The sequence below is a fragment of the Synechococcus sp. Cruz-7E5 genome (genome assembly GCF_024345995.1).
Lineage (GTDB): Bacteria > Cyanobacteriota > Cyanobacteriia > PCC-6307 > Cyanobiaceae > Regnicoccus_A.
Genome location: NZ_JAGQCE010000010.1, coordinates 49,186 through 68,866, shown reverse-complemented (window position 1 = coordinate 68,866; position 19,681 = coordinate 49,186). Strand labels below are relative to the sequence as shown.

Below are 19,681 nucleotides of genomic sequence, written 5' to 3'. Positions count from 1 at the left end.
TCATGAGACGTGCAAGGCCAAGCGCGGGGCGGGGTGTCCCTGGGGAACGCAAAGGGTGCCGTCCTCGATGAGCGCCCAGATGCGGGCGGCCTCGTCCTGACGGCGTTCGCTGTGGGGTCTGCCGGGGCGGAAATAGCCCTGGGCGGCCTCGGCGCTGCCGGTCCAGTAGACCGCCGCCTGCTCGGGCGTGAGCTCCACCGGACAGAGGGCGAACACATCGGTCCAGCCGATCAGCGAACCCTCAGGGGGATCGTGCAGGCCGGCGTACTCCTCAGCGAAGTAGCGCTGCTGCCAGGCGGGGGAGTTGGGATCGAGGCCGCGGGCGATGGCCTCGCTGCGGGCCTTGTCGTAGGGCCCACGGCGCACGCCGGTGTACTGCATGGCGCCGCGCCCGGCGCCGCAGCCTGCTTCCACTACATCGAGATCCGAGAGATCAGGGGAGCCGGTTTCGACGACCATGGCGCCGATGAAGCCGGCGGCCTGCTCGGGCGTGAGCGGTGCGATCACGCCGCAGCTGGCCTCGGTGACGGCAGGGGAGCAGAGAAAGCTGAGCCAGCTCTGGAGGTTGCGGGTGTCCATCAGGCCTCCTGGAAGACGCCGACATAGACGGTGCCCTTCCTGGTGAGGGGGAGCACCTTGTCGCGCAGATCGATGTTGTGGAGCCGCAGGCAGCCGAGGGTGGGCAGCAGGGTCTGGTTGGCGGCCCAGGCACCGGGCCAGCCGCAGCCGGAGCCGCCGCCGTGGAGCATGATCCCGGCCCGGCCGACTTTGATCTCCTGGTTCTCGAGTTCGATGAGATCGAAGCTGTACCAGCCGTAGCTCATGGCGGTATCGGAGCAGGGGGGATTGGGGTTCTGCTCGTAGTCGGGATAGATCTGGCCGAGCTTGTAGAGGCCGGGCGGGGTGTCGGTGCTGTTGGACGTCCAGTTGTTGTCGGCACCCTGCCCCCGCGCCAGACACGGCACCTTCCAGAGGAAGGCCCCGGTGTGGTCGTAGGCCTCCATGTCCTCGTCGCGGTCGTTGACGAGCAGGTATGAATCGCCCGGCTTGACCGGTGCGGCGATCTTGGGACCCACAAGCCCTGCTTCTTCTGAACCGCGGGGATCGAGGCCACCGCTGGGCGCTGGTGGCCCTGGGGGAGCGGGAGGTTTCTCGCTGAACTGCAGCGCCCATGGGGCGTCCTCGCGCAGGATCAGCCCCTTGCCATCCAGGGCCTTGATCGCGTCGTAGAGCTGCTCGACGCCAAAGACCTGCTGCTCCTGGCCTTTGAACGCCTCCCAGCGGTCCTGGAAGCGATCGGGGCTCATCAGCTTGGCCATGGCAGCAGGACGCAGGGCGCCGGCGGGGTGGATGCTTCCCTTTGCCAGGCCCGGCGGAGCCAGAAAAAAAGCGGGGCCAGTGCCCCGCAAGAAACGCCCGGTTCAGAAGGGCAGCTCCTCGGGCCGAACCCAGACCGGACAGCTTGCGGGAGTGGCCAATTGCCGCTCGAAGAGCAGATCAGCCACCAGCCCTGCGACACGGCGGCAGGGAGCTGATTCGCCTTCTGCGATCCAGAGCAGATCCTCCAGGGCCTCGGAGCTGCAAGCGGAGAAGCGGGCGCGTGTGGAGCGGTGCGTGGTGGCCATCGGAGGCGCAGCGCAGGACACGGAAGCAGGCGGGGGGTGGGTCAAGGGGACGGCACCACGCCTGAGCGGCGCGACAGCGGCGCCACACAGCCGCACAGCGGCGCAGAAAAGCCGGACTAGCGCAGCCCTTGAGGCGCCCCCCGACCATGCAGTGGCCTGTGCGTAGCCGTCAGTGCAGGTCGTTCTGCATGAAGCTGGGTGCTACGGCTGGGCCGTGGGGGGAGGTTGATTCAGGGGCCGTGAGATCTCTGGAAAGGCGTTCAGCACGGCGCGATCAGCGGTAATGAGCGGTGCTGTGGCCTCGAGTGCGGCCGCGACGAATTCGCAGTCGTAGGCACTGCAGGTGCTGCGCTGCACCAGTTCGAACACCCGCTCTGAGGTCACCGGGATCTCCATGGCGCCCAGCAGCTCCTCGGCCTGGTCCTGCAAGGCGATCACCTGCTCCAACGGCAGGGTGCCGCGGCGCAGGTAACCGGTGAGCACGTTGCGCAGCTCGCTGCGCCACAGCGGCGGTGCTGCCCAATCAGGATCCGCCTCGAACCAGGCTTCTGCGGCGCCTGTGAGCGGACCAGGCAGCAGTAGGTAGGCCACCACATTGGTGTCGACCACGATCATGGCCGGCCCTGAAGCTTGAACGTCTCGATGTCCTCCGGCGCGAATGTGGTCCCCATGGGCAAAGTGGAGCGCAGGGCGCGCAGCTGGGCCAACCGCTCGGCCGCTGGCGGGCGCCCAGGTGCCAATGCCGCTTCCAGGCAGACGATCGCCTCGTTGTTCAAGCTGCGGCGGTGCTGCTGCGCGGAGGCCTTGAGTCGCGCATAGAGAGCGTCTGGAATGTTCTTGAGGGTGAGGGAGGTGGGCATAGGGCCATACCAACCGAGTGCAACCATTTTGCAACCGAAATGGTTGCAGTGCTGGCGGAGCAGACAAATGGGGCCGCCCTGAGCGGCCCCGCTTGCCTCAGGCCGCCAGGCCCATGGCCACCCTCAATTCACGGCGCTCCCTGGCCACCTTGCGGCGAAACTCGAGCTTGCCGGCCTCATCCGCCGCTCGATAGACCTCCAGCTGGTGATGGCTGAGGGTGACCGTGAAGCTGTGATCGACGGGTGCATAGGACTGCGTGAGCCCTCCCATGAACCGCCAGAGCACCATCAGCGCCCGATCAGCCTCACCTTCTGTGAGAGCACGCCAGCCACCGGTGTGCTGATCAGGGATCACTCCGATGGCCTTGCCGTGGATGACGGTGCCGCCCAGATGAGGCCAGCGGAAGCTCTCCAGCTCCTGGCGCTCAGCCCACTCACCGCCATGGGCGAGCCAGATCGGGCCGACGCGCCAGGCGGTGATGGCATCGAGCGGGCAGTGGCAGAACCAGGCCAGCAGCGCCGCCGGCAGCGCCTCATCGTGAATGAGATGGGACTTGATCGAGCAATAGGCGTGATCACTGCAGGGCAGCGTGGTGCGCTGGATCATCAGGATGTGCGGTGCCATGGGGCGCCAGCGAAGGACGCCTGAGTGACCGCAGCGAGGGCAAGGGCCGGCCACCACCGCAGTGGCGCAGCCCAGCGCAACAGCAGGCCGGCATGTCTTGACCCTTGCCCCGCTGCGGACCATGAAGAAGGCCGAGCCATGCCTGAACAATTGATCAAAGCCGAACCGATGGCGCTTCAGGGGCCTTCTGAGACCCGCAGGAACAAGGTCACCAAGGCCGTGTTGATGTAATAGTTGCTCCGACCAGACTTGTGTTTCTCCAGGAAACCTTTCTCCACCAACTGCTCCAAGTAGTCGGCGGCTGTCTGCCGGGTCACGCTCAGGTCATCTCGGACGAATTGAATCCTGGTGTAGGGGTGGCGGAAGAGATTGTTCAGCAGATCCTGGGAGTAGAGCTTCGGGAGATGAGTGCGCATGCGCTGCTTCACATCTGCCATCTGCTCCCGGATCCCTTCCACCAGCGCAAGGGTCGTTCTGGAGGTCTTCTCGACGGCCTCAAGCATGTAGAGCACCCAGGCCTCCCAGCCGCCCTCTTCTCGCACAGATTGGAGCAGCCGGTAGTACTCAGCTTTGTGCTGGTTAATATGGCGGCTGAGATAGAGAATCGGGATGTCCAGCAACCCTGTTCTGGTCAGGTAGAGAACGTTCAGGATGCGCCCGATTCGGCCGTTTCCGTCGGCAAAGGGATGGATGCTCTCGAACTGATGATGGATGAGTGCCATCTTGATCAGCGGATCGAGCCGGCAGATCTCATCGTCGTTGATGAACGCCTCCAGTGCTGACATCGCGGCGATGATCTCGTTGCGGTCCTGTGGAGGGACGTAGATCACCTCCCCGGTCCTGTCGTTCATCAGGGCGGTGCCTGGCGTTGAGCGAAAACCATCGCTGCGTGCCTTCAGGAAGCGGTACATGTCGATGAGCGTGGCGTTGCGAATCAACCCGCCCGTGTCCTGCAGCTGCGTCAGCCCGAGCTTGAGGGCGTCCCGGTAGCGGGCGACCTCCTTGGCCGCACCCGATTCCAGACCGTCCGGGAACAGGCCCAACTGGAACAACTCATCCTGGGTGGTGACGATGTTCTCGATTTCGGAACTGGCCTTGGCCTCCTGCAGGGCGAGGGTGTCGATCAGGATGCCTTGGTTGGGGATCGTGGCCGCCCGTCCCTTGAGCTCCGCCAAGGCGCGGTTGGCGGCGGCCAGAGCCCGCAGGACCGCCACTGTTTCCAGCTCGACGGCAGGAGGCAGCGGTTGCAGGAAGCCGCGGGAAGCTGACACGTCGCTGGGCACCAGTTAAGAAAACGCCATTTTGCTGACGTGTTTTGACGATAGGTGGCCCCAGAGCCCTCCCTGCTGACAAGACGGCCGCCACAGGCCGCTTCCCGGCACGCCGGAATCATCAGTGGCAATAGGTGGTGACGTTGCTGGGGTTCGGCCCCGGGAGTGACCATGGGCCTCACCCTTATCGAGGCGGCCAAGTACGAGAAGCGAGTCGAGCGGCTTGCGGTGATCAAGACCTTCTCAGAAGGTCAACTGCTCTCCCGCCTGCCCTTCCGTGATCTCGTCGGCGGTTCGCTCGCCTTCCCTGTGGAAGTGAAGCTTCCCCGTGTGGGCTTCCGTGCTGTGAACGAGGGCTACAAGCGGGACTTCGGGGTGGTGGAGAACGCCAACGAGTACGTGCACCTCTTCGGTGGCGACCTCGATGTGGACCGCTCGATCGTGGACCTGCAGGGCCCGGCGGCACGCGCCAGCCAGACCGAGCAGAAAGTGCGCTCCATGCGCCTCACCCTGGAAGCAGCGATCGTCAACGGTGACGCCACCTTTGACCCGCGGGCCTTCAACGGCCTCAGCAAGCGCCGCAGCCCCGGCAGCGCGGGCACGATCGACAACGGCGGCACCTCCCTGGTGCTCACCAGGCTGGAAGCACTGCTGGATTCGATCAACTCCTATGGCGGCGACAAGGTGCTGATCACCAGCAAGGCCGGCCGCAGGCAGATCAGCACCCTCAGCCGTGAGGCCGGTGGTGATCTCTATCAGGTGATCGACGGCCGCCATTACTTCCAGGAGGCCGAGATCCTGATCGTGGACAAGGACGCGGCCGGCCAGGAGGTGCTGGGCTTTGGCGAGGCCGGCGGCACCACCTCGATCTATGCGGCCGTCCTCGGGGACCAGGCTGTGACGGGTCTGCAGGGACCGTTCGAGGGTCGCTACGGCATCAACGTGCGGGACTTCGGCGAGGTGCCGGATGCACCCGTGTTCCGCACCCGGGTCGATTGGTACGTGGGTTTTGCCGTGGTGGATCAGAGCGCCCTCGGGCGGCTCTACAACGTCGCCCCCATGGCCGCCTGACGGCAACCGGCCACCGTCAGTTCCCTTGCTGCTGTTCACCTTTCCACTGAGGACACGACCATGGCCCACTCGGGCACTCGATTGATCGATGCAGCCACCACCCTGGTGGGCTGGATCAACTACAACGCCACCGACCCGTTCGAGCGCACCCGCGTCAGCGGCGAAACGGTGCGGCTCACCACCCTGCTCGATGCCGCCAACAGCTTTGTGCTGGTGGCCAGCCACCCTGGCGCCGCTGCTGCGGTGACGGTGCAGCTGGAGGTGGCGCCGCTGCTCAAGGACGGCACGGTAGGCACCTTCGTGAATGCGGGCAGCGTGGCGATTCCCGCCGCTGGCGGGCGGGTGGAGACGCTGATCTCAGGCGCGGGCCTGGCGGTGGCACCTGCTGATGCGGCCAACGTGACGCCTCCTGCCTTTGCTTTCGCCAGGGCCACGCTGACGCCCTCCACGCCTGATGGGGCCTATGTGGGCCTCACCTCCACCGAGCAGCTGTGAGGTGAGAGATGCCCAAGCCTGAATCCGGCCTGCCGGTGCTCAATCCGACCAAACCTGGTAGGCCATGGGCACCGCCTCAACCCGATGGCGGCGGCACTGATCCGACGGTGCCGACGGCACCCGCGCCGGAGACGCCACCTGAGCTGCCCACCGATCCAACCAGCCCCACTGATCCGACGATTCCCGTGGAACTGACGACTGACCAGCCCGTGCTCGAACTGCCGCCCGAGGGGATGCTGCGCATCTCCAAGAGCGGCGAGAGCGACCGCTTTGTGTGGCCCGTCCACGCCGCGGGCTGGGCTGGTGATGGCTGGGAGGTGCATGCGCCGGTGTCGATCGACGATGGCAGTGGCGGTGACCCTGGGCCTGACGATGACTCGGCCCCTTCTGAGGGCGCGGATGAAACCGGACGCATGCTCGAGGACGCTCTGGAGCCCGCAGCGGTGCTTCCGTCTGATCCGGTCGCGCTGGTAGAGCCGGTAGTGCCGGTTGCGCCGCTTCGGCCTGATGCGACCGCCACCGACTTCTCCGCGATGACCAAGGCGGAGATCAGGGAGATCTGCGTGGTGGAGTTCGGCGTCACGCTGGACGCCTCCATGACCAAGGCTGAGATGGTGGCTGAGGCCACCCGCCTTGAGGCCGAGGCTGTCGCTGCTGCTGCGGCCCCTGCGGGTGATGAGGCCCTGCCCACCGTTCCGATGGATCTGATCTGAGCGGAGGGCCTCGCCTTGCCCTACCCCCTGCCGAACGCTCCCGATGGTGTGGAAGCCCGTGTGCGGATTCTTCCGCCCATCGGCTGCCCTGGCGGTGAGGAGTGGTCGTTGCATCACGAGGTGCCGCGCTGGCTGGAGCTGGGCTACCGGCTCGGACCGGTGCCCGCTGGTGTGCTGGAGCTGTTCTGGATGCCGGCGCCGACGCGCTGGAACGATCCGCTCGGCAGCACAGCGATCGAGCTGCTCGTGAACCCCTCAGGGGTGCCGCCGCAATCGTTTGATGTGAGCTGGGGGGACGGGAGCACTGAAACCGTGCCCTGGACTCCGTACCGGCCTGATGTGCCCGCTGTTCGCCACATCTACCTGCAGCGTCAGGACCTGACCGTGACGGTGACGATGGGCTTAACCGTCACGGCCTTGAGCGTGGCGCTGATCGGCTGCCCGCTGCTGCCGGGTGTGGTGCAGGCCGGCCTGTCTGGATCAAGCAGCCCCGTTGGCGGTGGCCTTGCTGGCATCGAGCCCCTGGTGCCGGGTGATGGCATCGACGGCCTGGCCTACAACGGCAGCCGCACGGAAGTGTGGCGGCTGCGGTTGCATCCGGAGGGCGGGCTGGCTTTGTTGCCGAGCCCGGTGGACGGCAAGCCTGCGCTGGTGGCGATGTACGGCTCGGGCGCGGCCAGCCGCGGCACCCGCTGGTACTCGGGCGATGGGCCGCCGCCGAGCATCGGTCTGATGCCGCCTCCGGCTCCAGGCGACCTGTATCTCGATCGGGTGGCCGGCAGGGTCTACGAGCTGATGACTTGAGCGCAGGGGCTGGTCAATGGCAATAGCTGGCGTAACCCCAGGTGGGCATGGGCTGGGACGCCACCGGTAACTCGATCCAGGGACCACCTGGCCCTGCTGCTGCGTGGGGTGCGATCACAGGCGCCATCGGCGATCAGAGCGACCTGCAGCAGGCCCTGGCGCAGAAGCTCGATGTCGCTCGGTTGACGGTGGGGCCGACCCCACCGCCTAATCCCTCCAGCGGTGACCTCTGGATCGACACGAACTGACCATGGCAATCACCTCCCGCGATCAGCTGATCGCCGCGCTGGCGAACTCCCGCCACGCGCTGTTCGACAAGGCTTCTCTGGCGAACGCCGTTGCAGGGCGCTTCTACTCGCTCTGGCGGGCCACCGGCCAGCCCGGGCAGGGTGCGATCCCTACGGCGGCGGCGGTCTGCACCAAGGCCTTGCTGGGCGCTCTCCCCTTCGAGAACCAGGTGTTGCCGCTGGCGAACTACATGGCCTGGGTGGATGTGGCCACCAGCCTGGCGACGGCCACGCTGGAGATCCACGATCGCCTCTGCCATCAGGGTGGCCTGGTGGGCAATGTGGCGACCCTGCAGACCACCAACCTGCCGCTGACTCTTGCCGGGGTTCCTGCAGAGCGAATCGGCCCGGCGGATCACAGCCAGATGCAGTGGTGGCTTGAGTGGTACTCAGACACGGGCACAACGGCGGTGAACGCGACGGTGGCCGTGACCTACAGCGATGAGTCCAGCGGCAACGTGGTGGTGCCGATGGTGGCCACCAGCCGCGCCAGCGGCCTTTATCAGATCCTCCCCGAGGCCGGGAAATCTGGCATCAAGGCGGTGAACAGCGTGCAGTTGAGCGCCACGAGCGGCACCGCCGGGAACTTCGGCGTGACCTGCAGCCGCTACCGCGCCGGGTTCTTCACGGTGGTGGCGAGCAAGGCGGAGGTCTTCGACTGGGCGAGCCTCGGGCTGCCGCAGATTGCCAATGACGCCTGCCTGGCCTTGATCCAGCTCTGCACGACCACGACCACCGGAGTGGCCAAGGGTGTCGTGCGCTTCGCGGCTGGCTGAGCTGTGACCCGTGACGTCCGCGATCCTCGCCTGCCCTTCACGGGTGGTTCCGATCGCTGGGACCGGGGGCCGGCCGGGGAGATCGTCACTGATGAGTTCTTCGGGATCGAGGCTGAGCCACCGGGGGGTGGCGGCCTGCTTTCCGTGTGGATCGCCGGTGCCTGGGCGCTCAAGCCGGTACGCGTTCGCATCGGTGGCGCCTGGATCGTGAAACCCGCCCGGCGCTGGAGCGGCAGCGCCTGGGTGCTGACCTGAGCCTCAATAGCCCCCAGCAGCCCATCACCCCGTGGCCCGGCCTCCCGTCAGCGCAAACGCGCCTGCAACAAGTGGCGGCCGCCACTTGTTGCAGGAAATGCATTTGGCCTCCCGCGATGCCGTCTCGGCTGACTTGCAGCCCTGGTCGACCCGCATGATCGCCTCCAGCACGCCACCCTCGCCCTGATCAAGGCCGGCCCCGTCGATTCCGCCCAGACATTGGCTCCAGCCTTCGTGACTATGCGCTCCTACGCCAATGGGGAGATCAGCCACTTCCTGAGGGACCACGGCTTCCTGCTCAAGCTGCCGCCGTCTTGGCGGGAGCTTCATGCGCGGGGCCAGAAACTGCTGCTGCATGGAATCTCAGCTCATGAGGTGCCGGCTCGGCTGGGGATCACCACGCATCACTGGGAGCAGATCGTTCAGGCTTGCACTGTGCGGGTTGTGGCGTTCACTTCTGATGATGTTTACTGATGCTGGAACGTTCCGGTTGCAGCGGACGGCATTCCGCCGCCGCTGCAACCGGTTGCTGGGCGAATGTTGAGTTACGTCTGGACTTGACCATTGGCGATACGCACGATGTGCCCATCGAACGCACGGAAGGTGAATGAGACAGGACGCTCTGCATATTCGAGTGTGCGCTTACGCAGGATTTCGATAGCAATCGCCTCCCCCAACCGCAGGCTGCGCGTGTTGTCAGAGCGCCAGTGCACACCGCCCATCGAACGACCCATCGCCACGTTGCTGGCGATCTTGTTGAGCTCGCCTCCGATAGTCATTCGGCTGGCATCGCCACCTGAGTACTCCATGGGTTCGCAGAAGGCATCGAGATCTGAACCGACTCTGCGATAGCCAGGCTGGAGCAGTTTCAGTTCGCCACCAGGAGGATCCTTGGGCGCGGTCATGCTAACGGAGGCGGCTGCATTCGCAGCGGCAAAAACATCGGCAAGTTTCGCATCCTCATCGAACCAGGCCTTCAGCGTGGTAACGCACGCACCCGCGACTGTGGCATGCCCAGCGCCATAGGCGGGGTGAGCTGGAGAGCCTGCGGAGAACGCCATCGGCAGGAAGAAGGTCTCCGTACCTCCGTTCATCGCTTGGTTGTGCATGCCGACAGCGGCAAGCGTTGCGTCGATGGCGTCGTCGAAATTCGGGCAAGCTGCAGCTGTCGTCGGCAGCCCATAATGGCGTGGGACGCCGTTGTAACCCTTGCGCTGCATTTGCACAAGACCGCCGTAGACCTCGGGCCGCGCACGCCTGTGTACCAGCCATTTTTGCCTCCAGACGACCTTGAGCGAACGGCTGGCGACCTCAGACACCAGCGTGAGCAAATCCGGGCCGCCGAGCGAGGCGAAAGGATCTTCGCGGCTGAAACGGTTTCCACGGTATGGGTTGCCCGCGTCAAGCGGCGCGCGGATTCCGTCGAGAAAGAGCGCGGCGTTGAAGTAGGCCTGATGCAACGCATCGCGGTTCACGAAGCGAGCGAGATCGCGCATGGTCGAGATGTAGCGCTTGACCGGCTGACCACTCCCATCAACCGGGTAATAAGAAGCGCCACGATTTAACTGATCAGAATAGTTATTGCAATTTGCGTAGTCGCGACCGTAGACATCTTTGCCGGTATTCTGAGCCAGAAGCCAGTCACCATGCGTGATGAGAAAATCGCGCTTTGCGATATAGGGGAACTGCTTTTGATCGATCGTCTGCGTGCCGTAGCCAATCGGGCGAATGAAGAACTGGCTCACCAAAGGACCGAATTCTTCATCCACCAATCCGCTGCGGAACAGCGTCTGAAGCCGAATGTCAGCACCGCCTGAGCCAGCGTCAACATCTAGCGGTGCGCGCAGCTTGCCGGGGTCGGTGTCGCGCCTTACAGCGCAATCGAACAGAATGTTGACCCACTTGCGCGCATCCTCGACTCGATTGGTGACATTGAAACCTAGTTCAACGTCGTGCGCGGAAATGTCTGCACAGCCCGCAGCTGGCGGCGTTCGGTTGACCTGGAAAGCGAGCAGTGGGGCATCGCGCAGGAGTGCCATCCAATAAACCTCCGACATTTCGGCGGCCGTGCTGATGGAAAGGCAGCCCGGTGCGGGCAGCATCTCCATCGCCTTTGGATCAGGGCCGTGTGCCTCCGTCGCGGCGCCGGCCAGCGGGCTGGTGAAGCGTGCCACGGTGCCGGTGAGTGCCGCTGCCGCCTGCGAATTAAATGATGATTGCGCCGTGAGTACCAACTGTCCCTCGGGAACCTCCTCAAAGTTGATCGGCATTCCCGCCTCGATCGCGAGGCAGGTACGTTCGAACTTGCGATACGCCTCGGGAATGACTTCGCCATAATCGTCATGCGGCAGCGTCTTGTGGAAATTGCCGATGAAGGGATGAGCAGTGGTGACGAGATTCTCGTCAGAGTTTGGGAAGGGTTGTGGCATCTCGAATCTCCTTGGGTTGTTAGTGTTTGATCAATCTTCATCTATCTGACATCAAGCGGATGCCCACATGCAATAGGATGGTTGTGAGAGTTGCTCGCCACTAACCTATCCACTCCATGAACTATCTGGTGATAAGAGGCAGCCATGATCTGAAACCCTCATGCCACATAGGCGCTGGGCAGACGCTTTAGTAATCTTGCTGTTATTGGCGCGCTCGATATGCATAGATTCATAAATCATTACAGCGCTCCCACTCAGCCGCGGGAGGGAGTAATGGGCTGATCTTCTTTCTTGAATACAGGAGTAATGATATCCCGCCGGCTGGAGTGGGTTGTTGGGCTGTCGTTCAGCACAGGAAGGCTGCATGAAGCTATTCAAAGACTAGATCAGCCCCCATTTTCTTTCCAAAGTCACAAGATCTCTCAGTATCGCATCAGCGTATGGATTCGCAACCGCACTGCTGCCGCATAGCACAATTTCAATAGCCTCCGTGCCGTCGGGCAATAGAGTGTTGGTCATCTTTGCTCTTGTTGTAGCAAGAAGATGAGGCGAAAGTTGAAAATATAGTGACGTCTCCCTGAAGTCTTTCTTAGGGGGTGGTTCAGCCAAAACACTTCTCGCTTGTTCTATGAGTCTCCTCCTGGCTTCTCGGCGATCTCGGCGGCTTTCAAAGCCCCACTTCGACCAGTCTGCAACAAAAGCACCGAGAATCCCTGACAAGAGTCCAGTAACTGCTGGCGGTGAATGTTGCAACGCCGAGAAGGCCTGAGTTACTAAATCCTGCATTTCTTAGATGGGCAGTTATTGTTAGCTTAGCTTGGCAAGTCTTCTATGGACGCTGCCGGGCATAATCTTTCTTTCTGGTCTGCCCAACTTGTTATTGGATGGTTTCCGTGAACCACCGCTGAATGTCCACCTCTTTCCTCGAACCACGGCTCAAGGGCATTGGGCGCATGGCAAGAGCCTAGTCGCATCAAAAGCTTTCAGATTTACCTCTACAAGCTTGGCCGTGGTTCTCGGACCCGAGAACCACTTGATCATGGAGCTACACAATGTCTGCTGGGCCGCTGACCCCAAGCGGTCCACGATCGAGAACAGGTATTGATCTTGGTCGTTTCTACGCCTTGATTGCACATCAGATGCTGGATGGTGTGGATGTCCTGCTCGATCTACGCAGGTGCTTGGCAAGTTTTCATGTGTTCCCTCAGTGGCCCAGACCCTATGAGTGATCGTGCCTTCCGGTTGATGGAAAGAACGAGCTATCAACTCTTCTGATCAGCAGAGAGAGATTCGGGTAGCTGGATGTGATGGCAATAGATGGTGAAGTGACGCGGGACCTCGCCCTCGATGCCCTGGAATAACACCGGCTCTCTGCTTGGCCCTCAGGGCAGCCCTGGACCAATCGGACCAGTCGGACCCTCTGGACCTGGTGGCGCTCAAGGACCCGCCGGCCCCCAGGGAAATGCTGGACCGGCTGGTGATCCCGGGGGGACCGGCCCAGCCGGTCCAGCCGGAAGTGCTGGCCCTGTCGGTCCCGCCGGTCCGACCGGCCCGCAGGGTGCAGCGGGCACCGGCATCAACCTCAAGGGCAATGTGGCGCTGCAGGCGAACCTGCCGAGCAGTGGCCAGCTCGATGGTGATGCCTACGTCGTCGCGACGGTGCCGCCTGATCGCACCAATGTGCTGTTCGTCTGGGACACCGAGACAACCACCTGGGTGGATGCGGGCTCGATCAGCGGCCCTGCTGGCCCAACTGGCCCAGCTGGAGCTGCCGGAGTCACGGGCCCCGCCGGGGCCATCGGACCCGCTGGTGCCACTGGGCCAGCCGGGGCCCAGGGAATTCAGGGCCCGGTCGGTGCGGCCGGCCCTGCTGGCGCGGCGGGAAGCCGCGGCACGGGCTGGTTCGTGGGCACTGGTGCCCCGCCGCCGGACATCCCCGGCCAGATCGATGGGGATATGTACCTCGATACGGCGACGGGGAACGTCTACAAACTGACGGTGCTAAGCGGATACCCGATCGGCAGCCTGCCGTCGATCGGTGCTGCCTTTGAGGGCGGCATCTATGGCGGCTTGATTTCCCAGAGCGCGAATGGTGTGGCCACCCACGCGCTGATCATTGCTCCGAAGTCCACGGGCATGAGCTCGAAAGCAACCAAGACCTCGAACACCGCATCGAGCGGCAGCGCGAGCATGTTCGACGGTTACGCCAACAGCGAGGCGAGCAAGGATGCAACCCATCCGGCGAATCAATGGGCGCGGGCGCTCACGATCGGTGGCTACACCGATTGGTATGTGCCAGCGCTGTATGAGCTGGAGATTCTCTATCGCAGCTTCAAGCCGAATTCCGATGAGGGGAACAATGATGCCTATGGCACCAATCCTCACGCGGTTCCTCCGACCACCAACTACACGCTGTCAGTACCTGGCCTGACGGCGTTTACTCCGTTTGTGCTGGGTGGTGCCGAGGCGTTCTTTGACGGCCAGATGAATACCTCGACGCAGAACTCAGCGACACAGGTGATCCTGCAGGACTGGTTCTACGGGAACTGGGAAGGCAACAGCAAGACGTTTGCGCAGCAGACCCGGGCGATCCGCAAGGTGGCGGTGATCCCCTGATGCCGAGCTGGGTCGCGCGAATCGATCGACCGCGGCGCGAGCTGCAGGAGATCGTCTCTGGCCAGACGGTGGGACCGGCGGTGGTGATGCTGGCGTTCGATGAGCTGGGCTCCGATGCACTGGTGCAGGCGATCACGACGAATGTGGCTAGCTGGATCACGCTCTACAACTCCGAGGCGGCCTATCAGGCCGACAACCTGCGGCCTGTGAATCAAGACCCGGAGCCGGGCAGTGGGGTGGTCGCTGACGTGCGCTTCCCCACGCTGGGTGGTGGAGTGCTCCGGCTGGCGCCTGGCACGAGCTATTCCAATGCGGAGGTGCCAGCGCAGAACCGAATGCTGGCGCGGCTGCGTGTGGAGCAGACGGGCCTCGTGACGCCGGTGCTGGCGATTGATGCCGTCGTGTTGGTGGATTGATGGTGGCGACCCTCTACAACCTGCCGCCGGCCGGGCCGACCCTGGACTGGCCGGATCTGGCCCGCCGCGCTGCGCCGCAGCTGCAGGCGTGGCTCGATCTGGTGAACCCGCGCTACCCGCTGCAGCCAATCACAGTGCTCAAGGAACCAGCGCAAGACTCAGCCTGGTGCGGCTGGACGCTGCGGCTCGAGAACAAGTACAGCCCGATGGTGGCCCAGATGTTGGCCGGCGGGCCGCTGTGCCCGGTGGTGGACCGCCAGAACCGCTTTGATGTGTGGTTCGGACGCGCAGCGGATTACGACCCGCTGGACACCTCGCGGGGCGTGCATGGGGTGGTTTATACGACCGTCACGACTGATAGCGGTGGCTCAATTGCATCAATCACGAGCAACACCACTGGGCTGAACAATAAGCTCAGCCCAACCGCAGGGCCAAACCCGCCGCACCTGGAGGATTACTTCATCTTCTCAGGTGAGATCGCTGGCCAGGAGTATTTCGGAATGTCGATGGTCAGCTCTGGCGGCTTTCAGAATAACCTGCTGTTTCTGATCACTCGCGAGATCACAGAAGGCCAGTGGCTGGTGATGAGCTATCTGCAGAATGGCTGCACGATGATGACGGGTCGAGCGATCGCACCGGGCTTCCGTCAACTGATCCGCCTCACAACGCAGTGGTTGTGGCAGCCGGTGCTCACCAATCACTTTGGTTGGCCTGTGCTGGTGAACTCCACGACCTACGCGCACCAGAGCGGGCCGGTGAGCCTGGAAGCGCCGCTGATCTTGCCGTCTGAGTTTCTGGCGCGCGCCCGTTCGGCGCCGCTGTGGACGGCCCAGGTCGAGGGGCTGCCGGTGGGACAGTTCTGCGTGACGGTCGGCGGCAATCTGGCTGTGCTGATCCCGCCGCCATGACGGTGATGCTGGCGGGAGTGCGGACCTCGTCTGCGCTGGACTGGCAGAGCAGCGGCGGCTCCGCCGCGTACTCCCAGTTCTTCTCTCGCCTCCTGGCGTTCATCGCCACGGTGAATGCCACACCAGGGAACGAATCGTGCCAACTGGCGGTGCTCAAGCGGAACACCGACGCCACTGATGTGAGGCGGGGGATGGTGCTGCGGCTATCAACGCCGCTGGAGGACTGGGTGCTCCATTGGGTCCATCCGGTGGAGCTGTGGCAAACCCCGACGCTGCTGGTGGGTCGTGCCAAGAACTGGCTCGATGACGGCAGCAACGGTGGCTACGGCAGCTTGCTGAACGTGAGCGCGACGGACCCGGCGGTTGATTGCCGCAACGGGGGCGGCAGCGTGATGATTCCCAGCTCCTGCTCGCCTGGGGTGCTGCTCTGGGCGCAGGACACGACGCCTGGGGCGGAGTGGTGGCTGTTCCATGCGGATTCGACGGTGATGCCGTTCGATCCGAACGGTGAGGCCAATGGCCGCCCGTGGACCTTCCTGCTGTTCCGCCAGCCCGGCACCGATGGCTGGTGCGTGCTTTTCCCGGGCACAACCCCGGTCGGCTGCCTGCTGAACACTCAGCTGCACTACGAGGCACTGAGCTCGAGCACGCTGTCGCTGTCTGGTTCGTTTGGCTTGGCGCGTTACGCGGCCCGCGGCGCGGTGGTGAGCAGCAACATCCGCACGGCGGCCGGTGTGGTGAGTGTGAGTGAGCGGCTGTGGCCGCTGCCGCCTGATTTCTGGATGGGCAGGACCACCACCGGCAGTGATTGGGCCTATCCAGAGAGGTTGCTGCAGCAGTTCCGCACGATCGATCTGGATGGCTCCAGGTTGTTCCTGATCGGCCGGCCCTGGTTCCAGATGACCTGGTTGCAGGTCCAGCTGGCTGATCTGCCGCTTGTGCCCACGGCTTCGGGCTGGACGACGTTCTCGGCCTACAGCGGCTGGACAGCTGGCATGACCGATCTGGTGCTGGTGGATGGCTTGCCGGTGTTCGAGTACGACACGATCCAGCCGTTGAACGGCACGGATCAGGCGGCCTACGTACCGGCGGCGCAGGCGATGCTGCATCCGCTGCAGCGAGCGGCGTTCATCGAGCTGCTCGAGCAGCAGGGCGGCCCTGGTGATGGTGGCCCTGGTGGAGAAGGTGGTGGCAGGCCTGCCGCTGGGGTGCTGTGGCCCAGGGGGGCAGGCACATGAGCACCAGCGCCGGAGTGAAGCTGCTGCCGTCGCTCAACTGGCGCGGCATGGAAGCTACTGATCCATTCCCGCTGCTGATCGAGCGGCTCTCTGCGTTCATCGCCACGGTGAATGCGGCGCCGATCAATGCGGACCAGCCGTTGACGCTCTTGCGGCAGCCGAGCAGTTCCACAGCCGGTGTGAGGCGGGGCCTGGTGCTGCGTTTCGGCGGGCCGATCGAGAGCTGGATCTGGTACTGGACGCAATCGACCACCGCTGAGGACTCGTCGTCCGTCACCTGCCATGGCGGCCACAGCTCGCTCTACGACAACGGCACGGGGAACGATGGCTACGGGGCGATGAGCACCACCTTCGGTGGCTCGTCTGAGTGGCAGCGCTGGGACCTGCGCGGCTCAGAGGTGACGGCCTCGGTGGTGTGCGACTCGATGCAGGCCCAGGCCGGCGCATCGGCGCTGGTGTTCGCGCAGGACACAACGCCGGGGGCGGAGTGGTTCCTGTTCTGCGGTGATGCTGCTGCCGCCCCGATGGTCACGCATCAGAACCCGAACCCCTGGACCTTCCTGCTGGCCCGTGATGGGGCCAGCGGGCTGTGGACGGTGTGCCTGCGGCAGCTGCAGGGAATGGCGCCCAATCGCCTTGGGCGGCTGGGCCGGATTACCTCGGTGAGGCCTTCGTTTCAGTTCGCCACGGTGAGTGCGCTGCACCAGCGTCTGCTGAGCCGGGTGGCGCTGCTGCCTGAATCGAGGGTGCTCACGCCCACCTCGGGCGCACCGAGCTACAGCGACACGGTGGACCCGAACCCCCTCTGCCTGCCAGCGCCGTTCTGGATCGGCCCGGTGGACACCAATAACACGACCTACCCGGGACGCAACATGCACGTCCATGGCCGCATCGACCTGGTGGATGGCAGGAGCCTGTTCCAGCTGGGCCGTGGCGTCAGCCCTGACTGGTGGGTGAGCTTCCCCACGGCGGCGCTGCCTGCAGCGGTGGCTGGCTGGACCTCGTTCACGGACTTTGCCTGGCGTGCTCGCACGACGGCGCTTGCGCTGTTCGAGATGCCGGTGGTCAGTGGCGGCTTTGCCGACCTGAGCGATGCCCGCAGCCAGCCCTACGCGGCGATGGCGGCCCTTTACCAGCACCGGGTGATGCGGAAGGCTGCGGTCGATCTGCTGGAGAGCCAGGGCGAGGTGATCGAGCCAGGCCCCGTTGAGGGTGGCCCGGTGCGGCCTGGCGCGGGTGTCCTGTGGCCCCGTCGCCAGGGCTGATTTGGGGCAATGAGGCGGACAAATTAGGCACGATTAGTCCGCTGCTAGGCACCGGCTAGGCACATAGCCCCTCAGAAGTGCTGTGCTGCAATGGGTCAGGGCGGACTCATAATCCGCCTTAGGCGAGTTCGATCCTCGCGACCCCCATCATTCAGTTCTTCACCAGCTCACGCCGTGCAGCTTCGGCAGGGGCGCCGTCTGGCTGGTGACGGCGAACAGCCGGGGGATGTCGTGGCTGTTGTAGACACGGAACTCACGCACCAGCGAGGCCCCCTTCTCGCGCACAGCCTGGTTGAGCACCAGTGAGCCATCGGGGTCGGAGACCGAGCGGTGGAAGGTGCCGGGAGGGATGCGCAGGATGTCGCCACCGGTGTCGAGGCGGACGATGTGGAAGGGGTAGTTCCAGCCCAGGTTGACCAGAAAGAAGGTGCGGCCGCCGTGCATCGCCAGCAGGTTGTCCTCCTGGTGGGGATGGAGGTAGAACTGCCAGGCACCGGTCTCAGGGTCGTCTGGGGGGCTCACGGCCGGACCGGTATGCACCACCAGATCCCGGGCGTTGGAGGTGGGCACCGTGATGTCGAAGAAGCGCACAGCCGGGGTGTCCCGGAACTTCTCGTAGGGAATCAGTTCAAACATCGGAGCCGGCCTGGGCCCTTTCTGTTCACTGTTACCGAGCAAAGATGCGGCCATGGAGGCAACCGCCGGCACTGACGGCCATGCGGCGTGAAGTCCCTCCATTCAACAGAGCCTCTGACCCCACGGACGTGCAGGACGCTACGGAACCGGCTCCCTGCGGACAGATGCCGATCCGGTCATGACGGCAAGGCAGCGGGCAGGCAGCCTTCATCGGGCGTACCCCTGGAAATCCTGGCCATCATCGTTTGAATGGACCTTCACTGGGATCCATGGCCTTGCCCGATCGCCCCATCTTTCTCACCGTTGTGTCTCTGGCCGCTGGGCTTGGGCTGGCCCTCGCCGCGCCCCCGGTTCTGTCGCAGCCCCGGCCCGCGGGCCGGCCCACCGTCTCGGTGCCGGATTTCAAGAACACCGTCACCCAGCAGACCTGGTGGTGGCAGGGACCCGTGGCCACCGATCTGGCGGCGATGCTTTCGAATGAACTCCAGGCCACCGGCGACCTCCAGGTGGTGGAGCGCAACAACCTCAAGGCGGTGCTTTCCGAGCAGGAACTCGCTGAGTTGGGCATCGTTCGCAAGAGCGCCAATTCCGCTCAGCGTGGGCAGATGACCGGGGCCCGCTACATCGTGCTCGGTACTGTCAGCTCCTACGAATCCAACGTCGAGAGCAAGACCTCCGGCAGCAATTTCGGCCTGCTGGGCTTCGGCACCAACAAGCAGCAGGCCGAAACCAAGGACTACGTGGCGATCGACGTGCGGGTGGTGGACAGCACCACCGGTGAGGTGGTGGGCCAGCGCACGGTGGAGGGGCGAGCCAGCAACACCGCCTCCGCCCGTGAGGACGGGGTGAATCTGCTGCCGGCAGCCGGTCTGGCGCTTTTCCTTGCCCCCAACATGGGGCGCACCGGCCAGGGCCTTACCGGGGCTGCCGGCACCCTGCGCTTCGGCTCCAACAGTTCCGAGGCCCAGCGCACCCCGGCTGCCAAGGCCATCCGTGCCGCGCTGATCGATGCCTCCAGTTATGTGAGCTGTCTGCTGGTGCCCAAGGGCAACTGCATGGCCAGCTTCGAGGCTCAGGAGCAGCAGCGGCGTGAACGCACCCGCGGGGTGCTGCAGCTGGAGTGATTCCGGCCGCTGGTGTTGGGCCGGTTGGTCAGCGGGGCTTGATGTTCAGCAGTTTGGCGCCGTAGTCGGCCGTGAAGTCGGCCTGGAGCTGCCAGGCGCGCAGCAGGGTCTTGGCAACCTGGCGCAGCTCCTCGATGTCGTTGCAGTTGTCGATGGCCCGTGAGTGCACGGCTGTGGAGAATTCGCGCGAGAGGGAGGTGTTCATGAAAGGTATTTTTACATAACGTTACAAGCTGTGGGCGGTCCCCTGTGGGCGGCTTGCCGTAC

General features: G+C 64.2%; 24 protein-coding genes and 1 tRNA gene. 14 read left to right on the top strand and 11 right to left on the bottom strand.

Translation table 11 applies throughout. The features are described from left to right. The 7 genes from KBY77_RS11645 to KBY77_RS11615 form a co-directional block, all read right to left on the bottom strand. Window positions 1-579: a phage tail tip lysozyme gene (locus KBY77_RS11645; protein WP_255104564.1), complete on the bottom strand. Its 579-nt coding sequence runs from the start codon at window positions 577-579 to the stop codon at window positions 1-3. Continuing rightward, complete coding sequence (locus KBY77_RS11640; RefSeq protein WP_255104562.1) at window positions 579-1,319, bottom strand: L,D-transpeptidase; 741 nt, start codon at window positions 1,317-1,319, stop codon at window positions 579-581. The genes KBY77_RS11645 and KBY77_RS11640 overlap by 1 nt, the downstream gene beginning before the upstream one ends. 102 nt (window positions 1,320-1,421) lie before the next feature. Further along, window positions 1,422-1,625 (bottom strand): hypothetical protein, encoded by a 204-nt coding sequence (locus KBY77_RS11635; protein ID WP_255104560.1) that lies wholly within the window; start codon window positions 1,623-1,625, stop codon window positions 1,422-1,424. Between the two features lie 201 nt (window positions 1,626-1,826). After that, window positions 1,827-2,240, bottom strand: coding sequence for a type II toxin-antitoxin system VapC family toxin (locus KBY77_RS11630; protein WP_255104558.1), 414 nt, complete (start codon window positions 2,238-2,240; stop codon window positions 1,827-1,829). Continuing rightward, window positions 2,237-2,485 carry a FitA-like ribbon-helix-helix domain-containing protein gene (locus KBY77_RS11625; protein WP_255104556.1) on the bottom strand — a complete coding sequence of 83 codons (249 nt, stop codon included), beginning with the start codon at window positions 2,483-2,485 and terminating at the stop codon, window positions 2,237-2,239. The genes KBY77_RS11630 and KBY77_RS11625 overlap by 4 nt, the downstream gene beginning before the upstream one ends. 97 nt (window positions 2,486-2,582) lie before the next feature. Further along, window positions 2,583-3,110 (bottom strand): hypothetical protein, encoded by a 528-nt coding sequence (locus KBY77_RS11620; RefSeq protein WP_255104554.1) that lies wholly within the window; start codon window positions 3,108-3,110, stop codon window positions 2,583-2,585. Window positions 3,111-3,286: 176 nt separating this feature from the next. Next, window positions 3,287-4,381 (bottom strand): Fic/DOC family N-terminal domain-containing protein, encoded by a 1,095-nt coding sequence (locus KBY77_RS11615; RefSeq protein WP_255104552.1) that lies wholly within the window; start codon window positions 4,379-4,381, stop codon window positions 3,287-3,289. Between the two features lie 171 nt (window positions 4,382-4,552). On the opposite strand from KBY77_RS11615, the gene KBY77_RS11610 reads away from it, so the two are divergent. From KBY77_RS11610 to KBY77_RS11580, 7 genes are read left to right on the top strand one after another with little or no spacing between them, the layout of a single operon-like run. Beyond that, on the top strand, window positions 4,553-5,452 hold the full coding sequence (locus KBY77_RS11610) for a major capsid protein (protein WP_255104550.1): 900 nt from the start codon (window positions 4,553-4,555) through the stop codon (window positions 5,450-5,452). A gap of 60 nt (window positions 5,453-5,512) precedes the next feature. Next, a complete protein-coding gene (locus KBY77_RS11605; RefSeq protein WP_255104548.1) occupies window positions 5,513-5,947 on the top strand; it encodes a hypothetical protein in 435 nt (144 codons plus the stop codon). Window positions 5,948-5,955: 8 nt separating this feature from the next. Next, entirely contained in the window at window positions 5,956-6,660 is a 705-nt protein-coding gene (locus tag KBY77_RS11600) for a hypothetical protein (protein ID WP_255104546.1), read from the top strand. A 15-nt stretch (window positions 6,661-6,675) separates the two neighbouring features. Further along, entirely contained in the window at window positions 6,676-7,464 is a 789-nt protein-coding gene (locus KBY77_RS11595; protein ID WP_255104544.1) for a hypothetical protein, read from the top strand. A 47-nt stretch (window positions 7,465-7,511) separates the two neighbouring features. Further along, window positions 7,512-7,712: a hypothetical protein gene (locus tag KBY77_RS11590; protein ID WP_255104542.1), complete on the top strand. Its 201-nt coding sequence runs from the start codon at window positions 7,512-7,514 to the stop codon at window positions 7,710-7,712. A 2-nt stretch (window positions 7,713-7,714) separates the two neighbouring features. Next, window positions 7,715-8,527, top strand: coding sequence for a hypothetical protein (locus KBY77_RS11585; protein ID WP_255104540.1), 813 nt, complete (start codon window positions 7,715-7,717; stop codon window positions 8,525-8,527). Between the two features lie 3 nt (window positions 8,528-8,530). Further along, window positions 8,531-8,782 (top strand): hypothetical protein, encoded by a 252-nt coding sequence (locus KBY77_RS11580; protein ID WP_255104538.1) that lies wholly within the window; start codon window positions 8,531-8,533, stop codon window positions 8,780-8,782. A 24-nt stretch (window positions 8,783-8,806) separates the two neighbouring features. On the opposite strand, the gene KBY77_RS11575 is transcribed toward KBY77_RS11580, so the two are convergent. After that, the gene (locus KBY77_RS11575; protein ID WP_255104536.1) at window positions 8,807-9,139 is read right to left on the bottom strand and encodes a hypothetical protein; all 333 of its coding nucleotides are present in this window, start codon (window positions 9,137-9,139) and stop codon (window positions 8,807-8,809) included. Window positions 9,140-9,327: 188 nt separating this feature from the next. Then, on the bottom strand, window positions 9,328-11,211 hold the full coding sequence (locus KBY77_RS11570) for a hypothetical protein (RefSeq protein ID WP_255104534.1): 1,884 nt from the start codon (window positions 11,209-11,211) through the stop codon (window positions 9,328-9,330). 1,593 nt (window positions 11,212-12,804) lie between these two features. Between KBY77_RS11570 and KBY77_RS11565 the strand changes: the two genes are divergently transcribed. The 6 genes from KBY77_RS11565 (at window position 12,805) to KBY77_RS11540 (ending at window position 17,801) form a co-directional block, all read left to right on the top strand. Continuing rightward, entirely contained in the window at window positions 12,805-13,827 is a 1,023-nt protein-coding gene (locus tag KBY77_RS11565) for a collagen-like protein (protein ID WP_255104532.1), read from the top strand. Next, window positions 13,827-14,243, top strand: coding sequence for a hypothetical protein (locus KBY77_RS11560; protein ID WP_255104530.1), 417 nt, complete (start codon window positions 13,827-13,829; stop codon window positions 14,241-14,243). Before KBY77_RS11565 ends, KBY77_RS11560 begins: the two co-directional genes overlap by 1 nt. Continuing rightward, a complete protein-coding gene (locus tag KBY77_RS11555; protein ID WP_255104528.1) occupies window positions 14,243-15,151 on the top strand; it encodes a hypothetical protein in 909 nt (302 codons plus the stop codon). The genes KBY77_RS11560 and KBY77_RS11555 overlap by 1 nt, the downstream gene beginning before the upstream one ends. Next, the gene (locus tag KBY77_RS11550; RefSeq protein WP_255104525.1) at window positions 15,148-16,389 is read left to right on the top strand and encodes a hypothetical protein; all 1,242 of its coding nucleotides are present in this window, start codon (window positions 15,148-15,150) and stop codon (window positions 16,387-16,389) included. The genes KBY77_RS11555 and KBY77_RS11550 overlap by 4 nt, the downstream gene beginning before the upstream one ends. Then, complete coding sequence (locus KBY77_RS11545; protein WP_255104523.1) at window positions 16,386-17,654, top strand: hypothetical protein; 1,269 nt, start codon at window positions 16,386-16,388, stop codon at window positions 17,652-17,654. Before KBY77_RS11550 ends, KBY77_RS11545 begins: the two co-directional genes overlap by 4 nt. A gap of 84 nt (window positions 17,655-17,738) precedes the next feature. Beyond that, a tRNA-Ile gene (locus KBY77_RS11540) sits at window positions 17,739-17,801 on the top strand. 12 nt (window positions 17,802-17,813) lie between these two features. Here KBY77_RS11540 and KBY77_RS11535 read toward each other — a convergent pair. Next, entirely contained in the window at window positions 17,814-18,290 is a 477-nt protein-coding gene (locus KBY77_RS11535) for a redox protein (protein ID WP_255104521.1), read from the bottom strand. A gap of 269 nt (window positions 18,291-18,559) precedes the next feature. On the opposite strand from KBY77_RS11535, the gene KBY77_RS11530 reads away from it, so the two are divergent. Further along, window positions 18,560-19,414 (top strand): CsgG/HfaB family protein, encoded by an 855-nt coding sequence (locus tag KBY77_RS11530; RefSeq protein WP_255104519.1) that lies wholly within the window; start codon window positions 18,560-18,562, stop codon window positions 19,412-19,414. A 28-nt stretch (window positions 19,415-19,442) separates the two neighbouring features. Here the strand turns inward: KBY77_RS11530 and KBY77_RS11525 are convergent, their stop codons facing one another. After that, window positions 19,443-19,619, bottom strand: a complete 177-nt coding sequence (locus KBY77_RS11525; RefSeq protein WP_198949737.1) for a hypothetical protein — start codon at window positions 19,617-19,619, stop codon at window positions 19,443-19,445. Between the last annotated feature and the right edge of the window lie 62 nt (window positions 19,620-19,681).